This window comes from Dorea phocaeensis, assembly GCF_900240315.1.
Taxonomy (GTDB): Bacteria; Bacillota; Clostridia; order Lachnospirales; family Lachnospiraceae; genus Dorea_B; species Dorea_B phocaeensis.
Genome location: NZ_OEPZ01000006.1, coordinates 101,564 through 120,036 on the forward strand (window position 1 = coordinate 101,564; position 18,473 = coordinate 120,036).

Sequence of the window (18,473 nt, forward strand, 5' to 3'; positions counted from 1 at the left end):
CTTTGTTTTTTAGGCTGCGCAAGGAAACTTCCTTACGCAGCTTTCGTTTCGTTATTACATTAAGCTCTCCGTTTGCGAATCACCAGCGCTAATGCGCCTGCGCTTCCCAGTAAGAAGAGCATGATGCCTGGATCTGCTTCATCGCCTGTCTTCACTTTGCCAGCCTGATTTGCACTGTTTTTATCTGTGCTTCCAGTATTTCCGGCTCCCGGCTTTCCGGTGTTTCCTGTATTTCCACTGTCTCCACCCGGTTTGTTGCCGTCACCGCCTGGCTTATTGCCATCATCTCCGCCTGGCTTGTTACCGTCATCTCCGCCGCCTGGATTCTCCGGCTCTTTCTCCAGTCCGTCGATGGCTTTCTGAAGTGCTTTTACTGCATCTTCTACATCCTGCTTCGTCTCCACGGTATTCATAGCATCCTGGGCTGCCTTGATGGCATCCTGAAGAGCCTGATAGCTCTCTTGTGTGTAGCCTTCCGCCTGAATTGCCATGGCTTCTTCGATCTTATTCATCAGTGGAGTTTTGTCCACCTCTGGCACAGCCTCTTCTACCTTTCTAATCGTTACCTGATAGTCTTTGGCCGTCACATGATCCTGTGCTTTTGTCGTAATGGAAACGACCGTCTCATCACCTGTCAGACCGATCTTTCTTGGATGCTTATCATCAATCAAAATGCCGCCTACATAGACCAGACCGCTTTCCATCTTCGGTGTCGCAAGCATGTTCACGCTTTCTGTATCCATTGGTACTTCCAGCACATACTCTGTCTTCTCCGATGCAAAGCCTTCCGTTAACTTACCGGTGTCGAAAGACAAAGCCTTCAAACTTGCATCGGTGTCATACTCTGCGGAAGTGGAAGTTCTGATTCCAAACAGTCCTCCTACGAAACTATTGTATTCCGGACGGGACTGGAATCTTACGGTTACCTTGCCACCTTTGGCATTATCGATAATTTCCTTTGGTATCTCTACCGTATGGGTATAGAATTCATTTGCGGATGGAGCGTCGCTGTAATCATAAGGACCATCCAGTACGGTTCCGTCTACCATGATGTCAAATTTTCTTCCGCGGTCTCCGGAGAAGAATACGCAGTTCAGATAGTTGTGTTCTGCATTCGGATCAATCTTCATATCATAGCTGAACCATCCGTTTGTCTTACCGTCACGATAAGTTTTTCCAAGATGAGAACCTACCTGTGTATTTTCACCCTGCTGGTTCTTTGCCGCCTCTGAGTTATTGGCGTCAAAGCTGTCCAGATAATCGATACTCATTTCCTGATCCCGGATCACCTGCTTATTTGCCAGGATACGATCCTGAGATGCCTGAGAGTCCGGCTCTTCCATATACATGTAGATACCGTAACGCTCTTTATATCTCATATAATGTGGAGAGTAAACCAATGTCTCAGACTCGGAGTCCACATTCTTAAGCGCGAACTGGATTTCTCCATTCTCTCCGTCTTCCATCCGAACCATATTTTCATTCAGGTTCGTAAGCCATTCATCTGGGCTCATATTCTGCGTGGTGATAACCGTCTGTGCTTTTGGATCAAAGGTTCCAACTCTTACCAGGATTCCGTTTGGATTGGAAGCTTCGATATTATTTGTCGTCAGTTTTGCACTCAGTACGATTGGGCCGTACTTGAATGCAATCAGATTCGGTTTATCCGGCATCGGATATGCCACCATCTGCATTGGCATCTGATAGGTCACCTTATCGCCGCTCTTTACTGTAACCTTGAAGTATCCATTTTCTTCCTGAAGGTCTGCCTTTTTATCGTTCACCTTGATCACAGCTTCTCCTGCTAACCAGTCTGGTTTCCGAAGCCGTAATACGGTTCCTGCCTTTGCTTCTTTTACTTCAAAGGTCACCGTGTCTTCATTTGGCATATTGGCGATCTGCTTGATATGGATTCCGTCCCGATTTAATTCGGAAGCCCAGAACATATGCACAGACACGCCGTCTTCATTCAACTGGTAAATATTGTCACCCAGCTTAGAGAAGTTCTCCATACCCGTTCCGGTACAGCACCAGAACTCGTCAAATGGACGGTTGAATACCTTATTGTATCCCGGCGCCATTGGCTGGAAATACATGGTGGTTCCTGTCTCCGGGTTCTGGGATGGCAGGATCGCATTCGTATAAGTTCTCTCGAAGTAATCCATATACTTCTTATCACCGGTCACATGATACAAAGCCTTGGACAGCTTCAGCATATTGTATGTATTACAGGTCTCACAGGTGGTACTTGCATCGTACTCACTCTTGGTTGCATCATATCCAATCTTGTCTGCCTCATGGAAGTGCTCGGACTGGCTGTTGCCGCCTGTTACATAAGTGTGATGATCGATGGTAATATCCCAGAAGTTCTTCGCTGCTTCCAGATACATATTCAAGCTGTCTTTTTCTCCCCGAGACAGTGCATTGTAATATTCTTCATTCTCTGTCAGAACGGTGTAGCGCTTCACTGCACCGGTAAGCTTCGGAACGGTCGTGTTGGCATGCTTGCCGTTTAACACGTCCTGATTTGCCGCCAGCTGTTCAAACAGAGCAGTTTCATCAAAATATTCTGCTGCCGTCTTAAAGTGATCATTTCCAGTCAGATTGTAAAGCTCATAGAGGGCTTCATTCATTCCGCCGTACTCGGTTCTTAACATCTGATTCTTATCTGTCAGCATACTGAAACGGTTGTAGAGATATTCTCCAAATCCTTCTGCTACGCTAAGAGCTGTACTCTTAATCGCCGGATCATCTACATTCTTCGTCACATCCAGAAGACCTGCCACCATCTTATGAAGGTTGTAATATGGAACGATCAGGTTGTCGCCGCTCTGGATCTTTGTTCCTGCAAGCGGAACGCCGTCCACTCTCTGCAGCCATTCCTCCGGGAATGGGGAGACGTAGCCTGCACTTTCCGGATGCGCTGCCCCGTAGGCGCTCTGGCAGGCTGCCAGTCCGTTCACCGCCTCGGTAATCTCTGCTTTTAATTTCTCTTTGGTCTCTCCGCTGCTGCTTAAATAAGCCTGGGATGTTGCGGACATATAGTGTCCAAATGCATGACCACGGAAGTTATTATCCGTTCCTCTCTCCCAGCCGCCGTAACCGGATTCTGTAGTTGGTTCCAAGCCAGCAAGCTTGTACCACTGGTATAAGAACTTTTCAGAATCTAAGCTCAGCAAGTATTCGCTCTCTTTTTCTGCCGCGTTGGCAAGCCAGTCATCCTGAAGAACCACGCTTCCCATAATACTGTCCGGCTCTGCTTTTACTTCCTTCTTCGCAATGACGGTAACCTTGAATTCTTTGGTCACCTCTTTGCCGCCTGCGTAGGAAGCCGATGCGGTCAGCGTCACCGTTACGTTCTCTTCGCCGATCTCCGGGCGCGTCACCTTACCGTCTGCACTGATCACGTCTTCATTGCTGGACTTCCATGTGATATCGGAGCCGCTGGAGCCCTTAGTTGGAAGCATCATGTTATTCTGAACCTCTGACGGGATATTCAAAGCGTCAAGGTCTGCCTGTGCTACCCCCTCTTTGTCGAAGGTCTGTCCGGCATCTTCATAGAGTCCGATGACTTCTTCCTGTGTTGCCACATCATTATAAATCTGATATTCATCAATCACTGCGTTCAGATATCCCGCATTATACTTCGGACCATTGTAACCAATGGATTTCTCCATAGATGGATCTGAGCCAAGTACTCCGGTAGCCGTCTCACTCATTCCGTAGGTAATCGACGTCTTACATTTTGTTCCATTTCTATAGAAACAAATTTCTTTCGTCTCCTTATCGTAAGTAACTACTACATGAGTCCATTCTCCCGTTGGGAAGAATGCTGCACGATTTCCGTCTACACTTACCCGATACGGCTGTCCGTTCGTTGCTGCCGGTCCTACAGATAAGGTCAGTGGACGATTTCCATTCTCCATAGAAAGGTACCAGCCATCTGTATACCATTCATTCTTGTTCCAGGAGATCAATTGCTCCCCGTTTCCCATATCCTGATTAGGTTTCAGCCAAAATGACAGTGTCAAATTCTCTGGCTGAAGATCAGCTTCCGTTCCCAGCTTGACATAGCTTTTCCCATCCAGAGAAAGCCCTTGCCCTTTGACTCCTTCTGCATAGTTCTCCGCACCTCTTCCCATCACGACTGCATGAGAGCCGGCCGGATCACTTAAGCTGCCGTCAAAACTTAAGTCCAGCACCTGACCTGTCAATCCCCCTTCCGCTTCTACAGTCAGCGGAGAAAGGGGAGTCACCAGCATTGCCGCAGACAGCAGCATTGCCATGCTTTTTCCTCTTTTCATAACTTCTCCTTACCGGTATTATTGGTAACGTCTAGTAGACCAATTTATACCATTCTATGCTTTTCTATTACACAGGATATTCTTTTTTTATCCACTCGTAAATACAATAATTCTAGAAAAAGGTGAGAAAATTTTCACTTTTTCCTCACCTTCTTCAAAAAATACATTTTTTTATGATATTTGTTAGATTTTTTATCTGTTAGATTTCCGTTTTCTAACAGTCACGGTACATCCAGCTAAAGATGCGCCGATTAAGACTGTCCACAGCATCCAGTTTGCACTGTCTCCGGTCTTCACAGTTCCTGCCTGTGTTCCAGGTTTGCCTGCTGTACTTCCTGGCTTATTGCTGCCTGCGTTACCAGTATTTCCGGTATTTCCAGTATTGCCATCACCAGTTCCTGGTTTGTTGTCTCCGCTTCCTGGTTTGCCAGTTGCCGGAATTACCTGAACATCTTTCTTCGCAGTACAGTTCTTACAGTGGATGGACTTGCTTCCATCTTCCGTCTCGGTTGCTTCTTTGTCGATGGTGTAATCATCTTCCCACTCATGCTCTGCCATTGGAAGTACGGTCTCTTCTTCACTGATTTCAAGGGTTCCTTCTGCATCACTGAAGTATTTTCCACAGTCTGCACAGTACCAGTATTCAATATTTCCTTCAGAAGTACAGGTTGGCTCTACGCCGTCTGTCTTCTTCAAGTCATGCACATGTGCCGGAGGTGCGTCTTTTGTTACTTCCACTGCAGTAGAATATTCCATTGCGAATCCGCCGTATACCGGTACGTCTTCATTTGCAGTTACGGTTGCAGTTACCACTGCTTTTCCTTCTCCTACTGCCGTAAGGCTACCGTCTGCGTAAGTCACAACCTTGTCATCTTCGCTTTCGTAGGTTACGGTTACCAGAGCCTGAACTGCTTCTGGAAGAACGAAGAGTTCCTGTGTCTCTCCTTCTTTTAAGCTTACCTTCGCTGCCGGTTCTGCAATCAGATCAAACGGATTGTCAACATGATCGTAAGACATCTCTTCCATCGCACGTTTCAGATTCTCATATGCTGCTGCGATTCCTTCATAAGTCGGATTCTTCACTGCTTCTTCTGCTGCCGCAATGGATTCATTTAATCTCTGCTTTGATACTTCGGAAAGTCCGGTCTGATCCATTTCTTTTGCTTTTTTGATCAGATCATTAAGCTCTGTTACATCAAGCGCTTTTACCGTTACCGTGAAGGATGCTTCTCCGGTAAGAACTCCGCCTGCAACTTTTGCAGTTACAGCTACTTCTGTATCCTTTGCCGGAACGGAAATGGTTCCGTCTGCCGCAACCACATCTTCGTTGCTGCTGCTCCAGTCAAGCTTGATGCCTTCCACAGCTGTTGGAAGCGCCAGGTTGTAGTAGATCTCATCTGCGCTCTTGTTCTGTCCCAGAATATCCTTAACCGTCAATTCACGCTTCAAAGTTTCCTGTGCCTTCTTGCTGAATTCTTCTGCTGCCTGATTCTGTACTTCCTCTTCTGTCATTGCAACGCTGTAGATCTTCACGTCATCCATCAGACCTTCATACTCTGCGTCCCAGTTGTTAACACCCAGGTAGATATCCTGATTTACTCCGGATAATGGATTATTGCTGTCTGCGGTTCCCAGACAAATTCCATCCAGGTATACACTGACCTTTCCGCTCGTTCCTGTCATGGTGATCTGGTGCCACTCTTTTCTTCCAATCTCTGGATTGAAGAGAGTCGTATGTGTACCATAGATGCCGCCCTTTGCCCAGACCTTGCACTTATCAGACTCATAAGCGCGTCCGGAGATGGATATCCAATTTTCTGGATTATGGTGTCCAAGGAACATTACGACTTGATTTTCTACCAAGCCTGCATCTGCTTTTACCCATGCGGAAACGGTATAATCATTTCCAAGGTTTTCCTGGTTAAGCTTCAATCCATACTTTCCAAGCTGAACAGCTTTCCCTGTACGGCCTTCTTTATAGACAACTTCTCCAGTATAGTTTTTCAGTCCAGTTACGATTGCAGAAGCTTCTTTTGCGCCTGCCACACCGTTTGTCAGATTTTCTTCAAAATCAAAGGATGCTTTCAGCTGACTGTTTAAGTTATCTTCTACATGAACCTTCGTCTCTGCTGTCTTTTTCACCTTACCAAGGGTTACTGTCGTTGTGATCGTCGTATCTCCTGCTTTTTTCGCGGTTACGACGCCATTTTCATCGACCTCAGCTACTTCTTTATCTTTACTTTCGTAGGTGGCTTTCGCTCCTGCTTCCACTGCTACCGCCGGGATATTCACCGTAATCTGCTCGATTCTTCCCTTCAGGGTATTGATGGACTCTGTTGCGGTGATGCCTTCCTGATCGAAAATGTCTTCTGCTGTGATCTCCGGGTTATAAAGCTGCAGTACTTCTGAGTCTGTCAGCTTCCGATTGTAGACCTTAACATCGTCTACCAAGCCTTTAAATTCCGTATCCCAGTTATTAACACCAAGGTAAATGTCCTGATTATCTCCGGTCAGCGGTGCGATACTTCCGCCAGATCCAACTGCCTTTCCATCCAAATAAGCAGTTACTCCGGCGTTAGATCCTGTCACTGTCAGACAGTGCCAGTTCGCATCAATATCAAAGTTACCGAATCCTGCCCATCCAAAGCTCTGGTTGTTGCCGCTTCCATTGGTCCAGAACTTGCAGGTTGCACTTCCTGCCGTCTCCGGTCCTGCCACTGCAAGCCACTTCTCCGGGCTGTGATATCCCAAGAACAGAACTGCTTCATTCTTATCGAATACACCGTCTGGCTTCAGCCACATGGATACGGTAAAGTTATCGCCAAGATTTTTCTGGTTTAATTGTAATCCATACTCGCCCAGACGAACCGCCTGCCCTTTGTCCTTGTCTCCAGCTTCAAATACCGGCTGACCGCTGTAATCTTTCAATCCTGTTACAACAGCCTTAGCCTGTCCCTGTCCATCGACGCCGTTTGCAAGCTGACCGTCGTTAAAGTCATAAGATGCAACCAGCCCTTCTGTAAGGGATTTCCCTTCCGCCTTTACGGACGCCTGACCAGGAACGATAATAGAGGACATAACCAGCGCGCCTGCAAGACAGGCTGCCATGAGTTTCTTTTTCTTCATCTCTTCCTTCTCCTTTCCCTTTGTCCGCTTAACGGTAGTTTTCTTCTACAACGGTGATCTTCACATTCTTGGTATACTCCGTGCCGTCATAATGATAAGTAACCTCTAATGTCTTCTCACCAGGTTTCTTCATATCAAGATCCGCTGCATTGGTCTCGTAATCTTTCACTGCTTCCGTCTTTCCATTTGGAAGAGTTACAATGACACGCATATCGTCAGTATTCAGTTTCTCTCCGACCGTATAGAATCTTGTGGTCTTTAATACTTCTGCATTCTGAGCTGCCTGTGCCTCATCGTTCTTCGCCTCTGTTGATACGAAGAAGGTTGCCTCTTCTTTTTCTGTATCTTTAGAAACGAAAAGTTTTCCTTCTCTGCTTACCAGATAATATCCCGGATAAACTACACTTTCAAAGGTCACGCCGTATCCTGCCAGTCCTTCTACTGTCTTAAATGTCATGCGGTTTGCTTCATCCTCCGTTCCGCCTGCATCCTGTGCAAGTACAACCGGAGCTGTTCCGTTATCATCAAGCGCTACTTTCAGATACATACCCGGCTTGTAGTTAGACTCGATCGACACATACTCTGCCTTATTCTTGTCTGCTTTACCTGGAACGATCTCCCATTCTCTCTCTTCGCTTCCTGCATAGAAGTCAGCAATGACTTCCTTGCTTCCGCCAATGGAGCCAAAGCTTCCCGGATTCCAGTCGGTCATCGGATACTGCTTGTCATCTGTCGTATTCTCAAATGTCTCGCTTGCGATATAGTTTCCATTCCAGTCTGTGATCTTGCTGATAGTTCCAGTAAGTCCTATTGCCGTCTTCTTGATCGGATCAATGCTTCCGTCTGCATTGATATCGAACTTCTCCACACAAGCAACTCTTCGGAAACCGCTTCCGTGCGGCATACTTCCGTCATGGTAAACGAAATATGGCTGACCCTTAAAGTTAAATACTGCCATATGGTTCGTGTTTGCCGTTGCGGAGGGTTCCATGATGACGCCGCCAAAGTCCCAATCATTACTCATAATGTCATCGGTGGTAGCATATGCCATCTGCTCTCTCCAGTCACAGGCAAAGAACATGTAATATGGTCCAAAATAATTGCCGTTCTCATCCTGCTGACGATAGTAATAAGGAGCCTCTGTAAAAGAATGTCCCTCGAATTTATCTTTATCGCTGAAGATCTCTTTGCCGTTCATCTTTCCGACAACAATGTCATGGCCTTTTCCATAACCAACGGAAAGATTATCTTTATTACCATCCTGATCCTTGATGGAAATCATATCTTCATTTAACTCACATACGAAGAAACGGTTGTTTCCCCATCCAAGGTAACGATGTTCTTCACCGTTCTCATCTGTCTCAATCCATACCGTTGGATCAATGTCTTCCCATGAATGCGGTCCGTTTGGTGTCTGGGTATCGCTGACAAGCGGTTTTCCAATGTCTTTAAATGGACCCGTTGCCTTGTCAGAAACTGCTACACCAATGGATTTTCCAGGTCTTCCTGCCTCTTCACAGCAATAATAGAAATAATATTTTCCGTTGCTTCCTTTGGTAACCTGTGCTGCCCATGCAGATACATCATCCTGTGCCCAGGTGATGTTGGATCTATCTGCTTTTAAAATCATACTCTCATACTTCCAGGTCTTCATATCCTTGGAAGAATAACATCTCCAATCCGGCATATTGTAATATTCTCCCGTGGAAGTATCATGGCCTACATAGCAGTATACGGTGTCCCCGTCCACCAAAATGGACGGGTCACCACCGTATAAAATGTTTCCATCTGCATCAAAGCCAAGCATCGGGTTACCAGAATTACTCTTATTCAATTCCTTCACCACAGGCGCGGCAGCTTCCGCTGCCTGTGCCTTCATCAGTGCAGGTTCTGCTAACAAAGCCACGCCTGTAAGCATAGCCAGTGCTCCTGCAATTGCTTTTCTTTTCATGCACTAACTCCTTTTTCTTTTCATAACCAGTACGATTGCTGCACCTGCTGCTACCAGTAATACGACTGCAACTCCGATTGGTGCAACATCTCCGGTCTTCACTCCAGCTGGGTTCTTCGAAACGACGCCCTGACTTGCATTTCCCTGGTTTCCGTTCGGATTCTCGCCGCCTGGGTTACCGCTTGTTCCTTTTTCTTTTACAGTTACAGTGAAGGATGCTGTCTTTCCTGCATAGGTTACGGTAATCACCTGAGCTCCAGCCTGATCCTTATTGTATCCTTCTACTGTTACTTCACTAAGGTCAACCGTTACTTCACGTCCGTCTCCGTAAACAGCTGTTACCACCATTCCAGTAAGATCAAGTTCTTCACCCTTCTGGTATTCTACCTTCGTTGGTGCTGTCACTTTGATGAAATCAAGAACGTCTGGATTGCCGCTTTCTTCTTTTACAGTAACATCGAATGTTGCTGTCTTTCCTTCGTATGTTACGGTGATCGTCTGCGGTCCAACCTGATCTTTGTTGTATCCTTCGATTGTTACATCATTAAGATCAACTACTGCCTCTTTTCCATCGCTATAAATGGCTGTTACAACCATTCCTGTCAGATCAAGCTCTTCACCCTTCTGGTATTCTACCTTCGTTGGTGCTGTTACGTTGATAGACTCTAACTTACCTTCTTCTGCTTTCTCTTTCACAGTTACGGTAAATGTTGCTGTCTTTCCTTCGTATGTTACGGTAATTGTCTGGGTTCCAACCTGATTCTTGTCGTAGCCTTCTACCTTCACATCCTTCAGATCAACCTCAACTTCACGGTTATCGCTGTAAACTGCCTTTACAACCATTCCAGTAAGATCAAGCTCTTCGCCTTCCTGATATTCCGTCTTAGCCGGTGGTGTTACCTTGATAGAAGCTAAGGTAATCTCCTCCTTTGGAACCAGTGCGTTCATTGCGTCGCGAAGTGCCTGTGCTGCTGCATCTGCTTCTGCTGTTGTTGTCACAGTGTCAAGAGCTGCTTTTGCTGTATTCAGGGCTTCTTCAAATGCTGCGTAGCTTTCTTCTGTATAATCTTCTGGATTCAATGCTTCTCCGTCTGCAATTGCTTTCTCAAGCTGATACTTATCTACGTAGTCAGCATTGCCCCATTTTCTCTGAAGTGCGCTGTACTCAGATGCTGTTACCGGCATTACATAACCATGACGGAACTTGCTTCCGCTTGGGAAGGAGTATTCGCCCTCATCCAGCATTCTGAATTCACCAGACTCCAGATCTGTTGTAATCAGTGGATAGTATCCCTGTCCTCTTGCGAAGCGGTCTACCATCAGACACCACTGATCTTTTCCATCTGCTGATTTCTCATTCATCTTGAAGATGATTGGTCCTTCTACAGCGCCCTGTGCTGCCATCAGATCTGTAGACAGAGTCTGGGATGGAATTTCTGTAAATTTACCAAGAACTGCATCAGACTTATCGATCACGGTAGTTCCCTTGCTCTCATTCTTGGTATAACGGTAATATGTTCCGTTATGCTCAATCATGGTAGAGTCGATTACCTTCACGATCTTTCCGTTTGCATCTGTTCCGCCGTCACGATAAAGTTTCGGCTCTGTAAATGTACGGAAATCTCTTGTCTTACAGTAGTAAATTGCATGGTTCTCGAATTCCTGTGTTACATTTTCATTTTCATCTACTTCCAGTTTTGTTGCAGACCAGTATACTACGTACTCTCCGGTCTTCTCGTCGTAAATGAATTCTGGTGCCCATGTACATCCTGCTCCTTCCGGTGCAATCTCAGATAACCATGGCTCGCTCCAGTTTACAAGGTCGTCAGACTCCCACACAACGATGCTGTGACTTCCGCTTCCGCCAGCGCCCCCCCAGCCAACAGCGCCTTCATTGTGGTTGTCTCCTCCTTTGTTGGTTGCAATACTTAAGTCTGTTGCGATCATATAGAACTTGTCGCCTTCCGGTGAACGTGCAATGTAGTGATCACGAAGTCCGCTCTCACCGATGTTGCTTGTCAGTACCGGATTATTCTTATTTAAGTTCTCCCAGTTCAGTCCGTCTTTACTCAGTGAGAAATAGGTCTGTTCCTGATTGATATTCTCTTCTGTTCCGTTGAAACGAACGAACAGATATCCTACATAATCGTCTTCTTTTACTTCCTTCGGAGCAGCTTTTACCGTCACTTCGTATGTCTTGGTGATGGATTCGCTTCCCTTCTTGGAAAATTCTGCAGTCAGAGTTACTTTTGTATCCTCTTTCTGTCTTGTTACCACTCCTGCCGGAGTCGCATCGTATCCGTTGTTATCCTTCGCTTTTGTACTAATTACTTTTTCATTGGAAGAAGTCCACTTAATAGATACACCGTTCTTCTCTGCCGGAAGGGTAATATTTCCTTTGATGCTGTCTGCATTCGGAATCACAACACTATCGGCTACCATAGCAACCGCACCCATCATTTCCTTACGTGCTGTCTCATCCTTCTCTGTGAAGTTCTTAACTTCCTCATCTGTCATTGCCCAGTCATATACTTTTACATTATCGTAATAAGCACGGAAGTATTTGTCTGGATTTGTTGGCATAGTCTCTTCGTTATAAAGAGATTTTCCAAGGTATGCAATCAGGTTCTCACCAAGATCTGTCATGGAAATACCCGTACTATTGTTGGATGCAATCTTCTTTCCGTTGCGATAAACTTCTAAAGAATTCTGGGTTACAACAATCTTGATATTCTGCCATACCCGGCTGTTGTTCGGATATGCGCCTGACTGAATCGCCTGGCTTTCATTCTGATAAGAAGTTGTAGAGATCGCGGTCTTAACCTTATTTGGCTCTACCTTCAAGAACAAATATTTATTATTGTCCTGTCCTACGCCAAAGGTAAAGTAGTTACCAGATCTTGTTACTTCTTTTACATCCATGGAAATGGTCATACGATCTTTTCCATCGAAGAATCCCTGTGGGAATGTAAGGAACGCATTATGTCCGTTTACTTTCTTGTCTCCGTCAAGGTATAATACCTGTCCGTATTCTTTATCCCATACGTAGGATGCTCCTTCGCTTAAGGATGCATTCTTGTCTTTGTCTTTTCCGGTGTCTGCTACACCTGTCTCAGCATTATATTCCTCATCAAACTTGTATTCCAAAGAAGGAGTGGTATCTGCTGCTTCACCTTTCACAGTAACCTTGATACTTGTCTTGCCTTCTTTTGCGAATTCCTTCTCTGACATGTTGAGGATCGGCATACCGTCTTTATCGTAGAATACCGGTTTGATATATGCATGACGACATGGGTCATACAATGGATCTCCGCTGTGTCCCTTATGTGCTGCTGTCGGTCTTGCGTGGTATACGATAATCTGGTTTCCATGCTCATCAACGGTAAAGGAGTTGTGTCCCGGTCCGGATACCTCATCATTGAAATCGGTACTCGTCATGATTGGGTATGGGTTCTTGGTCCAGTTGTCAGGATTTGTTAAATCGTCTCCTGCCTTACCGCTAAGAAGTCCGATACAGTATTCAGAACCTGTTCCGGAAGCAGAGTAAGCAAGGTATACATTGTCATCTCTCTGAATGACTGCTGCACCTTCATTTACCCGGAAACGTACATTCTCCCAGAAGTACTCTGGTACCGTGATTACAGATGCTTTACTTGTCAGCTGTGTCGGATTGCTTGGATCAATCGTCGCAATGTAGAGACTGGAAATTCCTTCCGGGTTCGCTTCATTTCTTGTAAAGTCTGCCCAGCAAAGATAATGTCTTCCACCTGCTTCAAAATAAGTCATATCAAGAGACATCGCATTCAGACAGTTCTTTTCATCGCCTGGCATTGCTTTTACGTCTCCTGCCATCTCCCAGCTAGCCGGATTCATCATATCATCGGAATTATTACATTTCACCATAAATGGACGAATGTTGAAGGTAGTTCCTGTTCCGCTGTTGATTCCTGCTGTACTTAAGTAGTACCAGCTGTCGCCAATCTTATGAAGCTCTGGCGCCCAGATAAATCTTCCTCTTGCCGGATCATCCTTCTCATCCCAGATTGTTACTTCCTCAGCCGTTGCCAGTCCTGCAACTGTCTTGGCTCTTCTAAGAACCAGTCTGTCGTAACCGTCTGGATCATTGCCTCCATTCATTGGATAAGAAGCTGTGAAGTAATAATAACCATCATCTTCATTGTATACAATATGCGGATCCGCTCTCTCTGGAATCAGCGGAGCATCTGCATCCGTATACTTGGTTCCAACGATTCCGTCTACGGTATAGGTTCCCGGACGATTGGTATCGATCTTCGCAATATCGTTCTCATCCCAGGTAATACCATAGGTCTTCTGTGTTCCGTCAGAGTAGGTTGCGGATGCTTCTGCGCCAGATTCTTTTGAGAGAAGCTCAGCGGAGAGTTCAGCGCCCTGATCCACTGTCACATCTTTTGCAGTAACCTTAAGTTCTGTATTGTATGGATTCTTGAATTTCTCAGCAACTTTTGTATACTCTGCTTTTGTAAGAGCCTCTTCTTCTGCCCATACAGCATCCTTTGGTGCATTCTCAACCTGCTTGATTTCATAGGAAGAAACTCCCTTATTCTCAAAGGTCTCGAAATCTGCTGTTGTTACAAGTGTTACGGTGTCTGCAGCCTGTACAAATACTTTGTATACCTGATCTGCACTGTCGTATACACAAGTCATTTTCTCAATCTTGTTTACCTCTGGAAGAGCTACACTTCTCTGATTCTCATAGGTAATAAGATCTTTGGAGTCATATAAGAGAACAGTGCCGCTTCCGCCGTCAGAAGCAAGCATTCCGAAGCTTCCATCTGCTTTACGGAAAATAGAAGGCGCTGTGTATTTCTTTGCTCCGATAGAAGAATAAAGAATCGGCTGATCCTTATGAAGAACTTTATAGCCTTCTTCACCTTCTTCTGCAAGTTTCATACCGCCCTGGAAGCCATAGCCTTCAGATTCGATATTAGATGGAGCTTTGCTGCTTACATAAGCTGCAACGTCAGTTCCTTTACCGATTACGGTAAGTGGGAACTCTTTTGTTCCATCCTGTTTTGCACCATCTACCTTAATGGTAGCAACGAGTGTCACTACGACCGTTTCTTCGCCGCGTGTTACCACTGCTTTGCCATCTTTGATCTCAATGGCATCTCCGTCTTGGACTTTCCATGTAACTGTGGCATCTCCTACTTTTTCAGGAAGAGTGAAATCCTCGGAAACAAATCCTGCATTCAGGGTAAGCTCATTCGTGTAAGTAACCACATCCTCATCTGGATTCTTTGCCTTTACTACAATAGTAAATTCCTTGGTTACTATCACTTCTCCGCTCTTAAGCGTCGCAGTCATTACCACTTCTTCGTCCTTGTCACCTCTCGTTACTGTTCCGTCGTCTGCCATAACCTTTGGCTTGTTGGAAGACCATGTGATCTCCGTCAGACCGCTTCCTCCTGTTGTTGGAAGTGCAATAGAACGATCCGTCTCTTCCGGAAGAGATAATGCTTCTTTGTCAAATGCCAGAACGTACTGTGCATACTGCTGGGTAATCTGATCTTTGTCAAGTGCAGTATCATAGATTCGGAAGTTATCAATTAATCCTTTTCCATATTCTCCATTCTTTCCCCAGGTAGCTTTACCAAAATACAGTACACTGTTTGCTCCAAGAATATCAGGAAGCTTAAATGCACTTACCTCTTTTCCAGCCTGCTGACCGTCAATGTAAAGCGTTACATCTTTCTCTGTATGAACGACGTCCACATGTACCCATTTGTTGTCATAGGCACTGACATTTGCCCATGCACTTAACGGTCTCTGTCCTCCATTGAAACGCTCTGCCACCAGATGATCTTTATCGGCACCAGGATTATGTAATGTTCCAATATAGTGCTCATTCTGATATGTCGTCTCGGATGCATCTCTTGCTGCGAAGAATCCCCAGTTAACATGATTCTTAGGCATTTTCGCATCGTAAGAAATTGTGAGCTCATTCAGTCCAGTCAGAAGACTTTCTCCTGCAGGAGTTTTGATATCCAGCCATTGGTTCTTTCCATTTAAGGACAAGGCCTTTCCTCCTCCTGCATGGCTGTCTGAGAGCCCGTAGGTTCCGGTAGCTTTCGCTGAATCTGTGACAATCTCCTGATTCGCATTCAGATTTTCAAAATCAAAATCAACCAATGCTTTCGGGAGATCTGCTGCCTGAACTTCCTGAAGACCGCCAACTCCTGAAGGCAGCAATCCAGCAAGCATAGCAGATACAGTCAGCAAAGCTACGCCTCTTTTTGTCTTTTTCATAAATTCCCCTTTCTTCGGCGATAATAAAATTTTTGTGCATATTGCTGGAAATACGCCGATTATCTCATGAAACAGTATGCCATTTTCATCACGAAAGGGAAATTTACTTTCTTATCAGGTTTTATAATATTTTTGTGATCTTTTTGTGAAGTTTTAAGAAGGTTAGATTTCTTTTGATTTTTGTTAGATTTTTTAATCGGGGACGGAGTTTTTTGCATTTGTACACGTCCCCGATTAAATTTACCCTGTCCCTATTTGGACATTTTTCGACTCTTATACTCTACGATTCCTGTAATAGCAGCGATACTTCCTAACATAATCCACATTGCCGGAAAAGCTTTATCCCCAGTCTGTGGATTTGTCGAAGTCTTTCTTTTCTTCGATACTTCCGCTTTAGAATCATCGTCTCCTTCATTTGATGTTTGTCCACTAAGCTTTGGAATTACTTCGTCGCGATATCCTCCGCAAACATTACAATAATACCGTATTACTCCTTCTGTTTCATTTGTTGCCGACTTAATAATCTCTCCTTCTGTAGAATATTCATGCTCATGGCTATCTGTAATCTCTACGCTAAGTGGAACATTCTTGTATTCATAATGAATGTAAGAATCATCCATCTCTTTTGTCTGTACGCTGCTCTCTGAAGTTCCAAGGAATTCGAAGTATCTGCTGATCGTACTCGTTTCATCTTTTTCTTCAATCGTTCTTCCTTGAATTGACATTCCTTTTGCTCTGTTGACACATGTCATTCCATCGACAACAGGATGTGCCCAGATTCCTGTTTCTCTTCTTCCGTTGTATCATCAAACCATAGTACATACGGCAGTTTTTCAGCCTCGCATGGATGGATGAAAAAACTTTTCTTTATACCAAACAGCGTGCAACCTATATTTGGAAATGGATAAACAATGAATTTAAACTTCTTCATCTTCATTGTACCATGACTAGAGATATTCCTCTCGTCGGAGATTTTAAGATCGAAGATATCCACACCTGTGAAAAGCCTGATCTTCGTTGGTATGATTATATGCTTCGAGTTGAAAATGAGCGTAATACTCAACGAAAACATATGACCTTGAAGGATAATAATGGAGATATTCATTACCTTCTTCCTGCTGAAATCCTTGGTGTATCTATTTCATACCGAGTAGCCACTGTTTATACTGCATCTGGAAACTTTTTTGTCCATCAGACACTTAATACAATTATGGATATTTTCCCAAATCTTATGAAGGTACACAAAAGTTGGCTTGTAAATCCAATCTATGTTAGACAGGTCAAACGTTATCAGATACTCTTAAGTAATGGCCTGGAAGTTCCTATCGGAAAAAGTAGATATAATGAAATCCGTGAACAATTGAAAATCAAATAGCAGAATTCTATTACAGATAATTTAGAAATAAAAAAATGTGCTGAGCACACTCTCAGCTCTCCTGCCCCTCATTCTTGAGGGGTGGGGGTTTTTCTTTGTGTTTCTTTATTGTAAAATAATTACATGAGTAATATATTACAAACTATTTTTATTGATTATTATGAGCATATCCTTTACGAACTTCATCCCAGACAAACTGAAGTTGAAAACATCTTCAAGATGACCCATTGTGGCGATCCATCCTATGGCGGTGCCTTTTTTGTCTGTCCAGATTGTGGTGAAATGAAATTTACTCCTTTTCGTTGTAAATCCCGTTTCTGTCCTACTTGTGGAAACATGTACAATGTTGGTGTTGGAAGTTTACCACAAAAAAACTGCACTATTTGAACGATACCGAAAAGTCATGGGATATGGATAAGTCCATAAGTACATGTACATTCGCAATCGTCAAACAGTGCAGCCACACCAAAAAACAAAAAGTTTCATAATCAAAGTCATCGCGAAATCGCCAACTTTCGCTCTTTTGTTATGCCCTTTTTTATTTCTCATACATTATACACTATTTTTTACGATTTGGGAAATTTCTTATAAAGAAAAAAATGAGTGAATCCAGTATTTACCGGATTCACTCTACTCATTCCTCGTGAGCGTGCGGGGATTCGAACCCCGGACAACTTGATTAAAAGTCAAGTGCTCTACCACCTGAGCTACACGCCCTTATTCAATTATCAGCAAATAAAATGCCCAGAGCCGGAATCGAACCAGCGACACGAGGATTTTCAGTCCTCTGCTCTACCGACTGAGCTATCTGGGCGGATTGCGGGGGCAGGATTTGAACCTACGACCTTCGGGTTATGAGCCCGACGAGCTTCCAGACTGCTCCACCCCGCGATATTGAATTTGTAGTCTTTTGAAAGACTAAGCCGATGATCGGACTCGAACCGATAACCTGCTGATTACAAATCAGCTGCTCTGCCAATTGAGCCACATCGGCACAAACCAGATTAATTGGCTTTAAATTGGAGATTATCTCCTAATGGATGGAGAAGGATTCGAACCTTCGAAGGCGTTGCCAACAGATTTACAGTCTGCCCCCTTTGGCCACTCGGGAATCCATCCTTAATTTAAGTGGGACCAATAGGGCTCGAACCTATGACCCTCTGCTTGTAAGGCAGATGCTCTCCCAGCTGAGCTATGATCCCATTTAAACGACCCAGAAGAGACTCGAACTCTCGACCTCCGCCGTGACAGGGCGGCGCTCTAACCAACTGAGCCACTGGGCCTTATTTAGAAGGTATGTACCTTCAAAACTGCATATAAGAAACGTTTTCATCCTTTTACCTATCACCTTGCTTGGTCATGCCCTCGACCGATTAGTAACAGTCAGCTACATGTGTTACCACACTTCCACCTCTGTCCTATCTACCTC

Annotated in this window: 6 protein-coding genes, 7 tRNA genes and 1 pseudogene; 2 read left to right on the plus strand and 12 right to left on the minus strand. The window is 44.7% G+C overall.

The window, feature by feature from the left end; genetic code table 11:
• Nucleotides 1–59: 59 nt before the first annotated feature.
• From C0979_RS11365 to C0979_RS11385, 5 genes are all read right to left on the minus strand, one after another.
• The gene (locus tag C0979_RS11365; RefSeq protein ID WP_101696104.1) at nt 60–4,304 is read right to left on the minus strand and encodes a beta-L-arabinofuranosidase domain-containing protein; all 4,245 of its coding nucleotides are present in this window, start codon (nt 4,302–4,304) and stop codon (nt 60–62) included.
• Between the two features lie 192 nt (nt 4,305–4,496).
• Nucleotides 4,497–7,430, minus strand: a complete 2,934-nt coding sequence (locus C0979_RS11370) for a LamG-like jellyroll fold domain-containing protein (protein ID WP_101696105.1) — start codon at nt 7,428–7,430, stop codon at nt 4,497–4,499.
• Between the two features lie 28 nt (nt 7,431–7,458).
• Nucleotides 7,459–9,381, minus strand: coding sequence for a family 43 glycosylhydrolase (locus C0979_RS11375; protein WP_101696106.1), 1,923 nt, complete (start codon nt 9,379–9,381; stop codon nt 7,459–7,461).
• A 3-nt stretch (nt 9,382–9,384) separates the two neighbouring features.
• Complete coding sequence (locus C0979_RS11380) at nt 9,385–15,669, minus strand: family 43 glycosylhydrolase (protein ID WP_101696107.1); 6,285 nt, start codon at nt 15,667–15,669, stop codon at nt 9,385–9,387.
• Between the two features lie 251 nt (nt 15,670–15,920).
• Nucleotides 15,921–16,394, minus strand: coding sequence for a hypothetical protein (locus C0979_RS11385; RefSeq protein ID WP_145995120.1), 474 nt, complete (start codon nt 16,392–16,394; stop codon nt 15,921–15,923).
• 122 nt (nt 16,395–16,516) lie between these two features.
• On the opposite strand from C0979_RS11385, the gene C0979_RS11390 reads away from it, so the two are divergent.
• The gene (locus C0979_RS11390) at nt 16,517–17,044 is read left to right on the plus strand and encodes a LytTR family DNA-binding domain-containing protein (protein ID WP_101696109.1); all 528 of its coding nucleotides are present in this window, start codon (nt 16,517–16,519) and stop codon (nt 17,042–17,044) included.
• Nucleotides 17,045–17,167: 123 nt separating this feature from the next.
• Nucleotides 17,168–17,392: pseudogene (locus C0979_RS12415) on the plus strand (transposase zinc-binding domain-containing protein); the annotation flags it as partial.
• A 296-nt stretch (nt 17,393–17,688) separates the two neighbouring features.
• Here C0979_RS12415 and C0979_RS11400 read toward each other — a convergent pair.
• The 7 genes from C0979_RS11400 to C0979_RS11430 form a co-directional block, all read right to left on the minus strand.
• Nucleotides 17,689–17,761 (minus strand) — tRNA-Lys (locus C0979_RS11400).
• A 24-nt stretch (nt 17,762–17,785) separates the two neighbouring features.
• Nucleotides 17,786–17,858, minus strand: a tRNA-Phe gene (locus C0979_RS11405).
• 3 nt (nt 17,859–17,861) lie between these two features.
• Nucleotides 17,862–17,935: transfer RNA gene (locus C0979_RS11410), tRNA-Met, on the minus strand.
• A gap of 30 nt (nt 17,936–17,965) precedes the next feature.
• Nucleotides 17,966–18,038: transfer RNA gene (locus C0979_RS11415), tRNA-Thr, on the minus strand.
• 43 nt (nt 18,039–18,081) lie between these two features.
• Nucleotides 18,082–18,163: transfer RNA gene (locus tag C0979_RS11420), tRNA-Tyr, on the minus strand.
• Nucleotides 18,164–18,173: 10 nt separating this feature from the next.
• Nucleotides 18,174–18,246: transfer RNA gene (locus C0979_RS11425), tRNA-Val, on the minus strand.
• 7 nt (nt 18,247–18,253) lie between these two features.
• Nucleotides 18,254–18,327: transfer RNA gene (locus tag C0979_RS11430), tRNA-Asp, on the minus strand.
• Between the last annotated feature and the right edge of the window lie 146 nt (nt 18,328–18,473).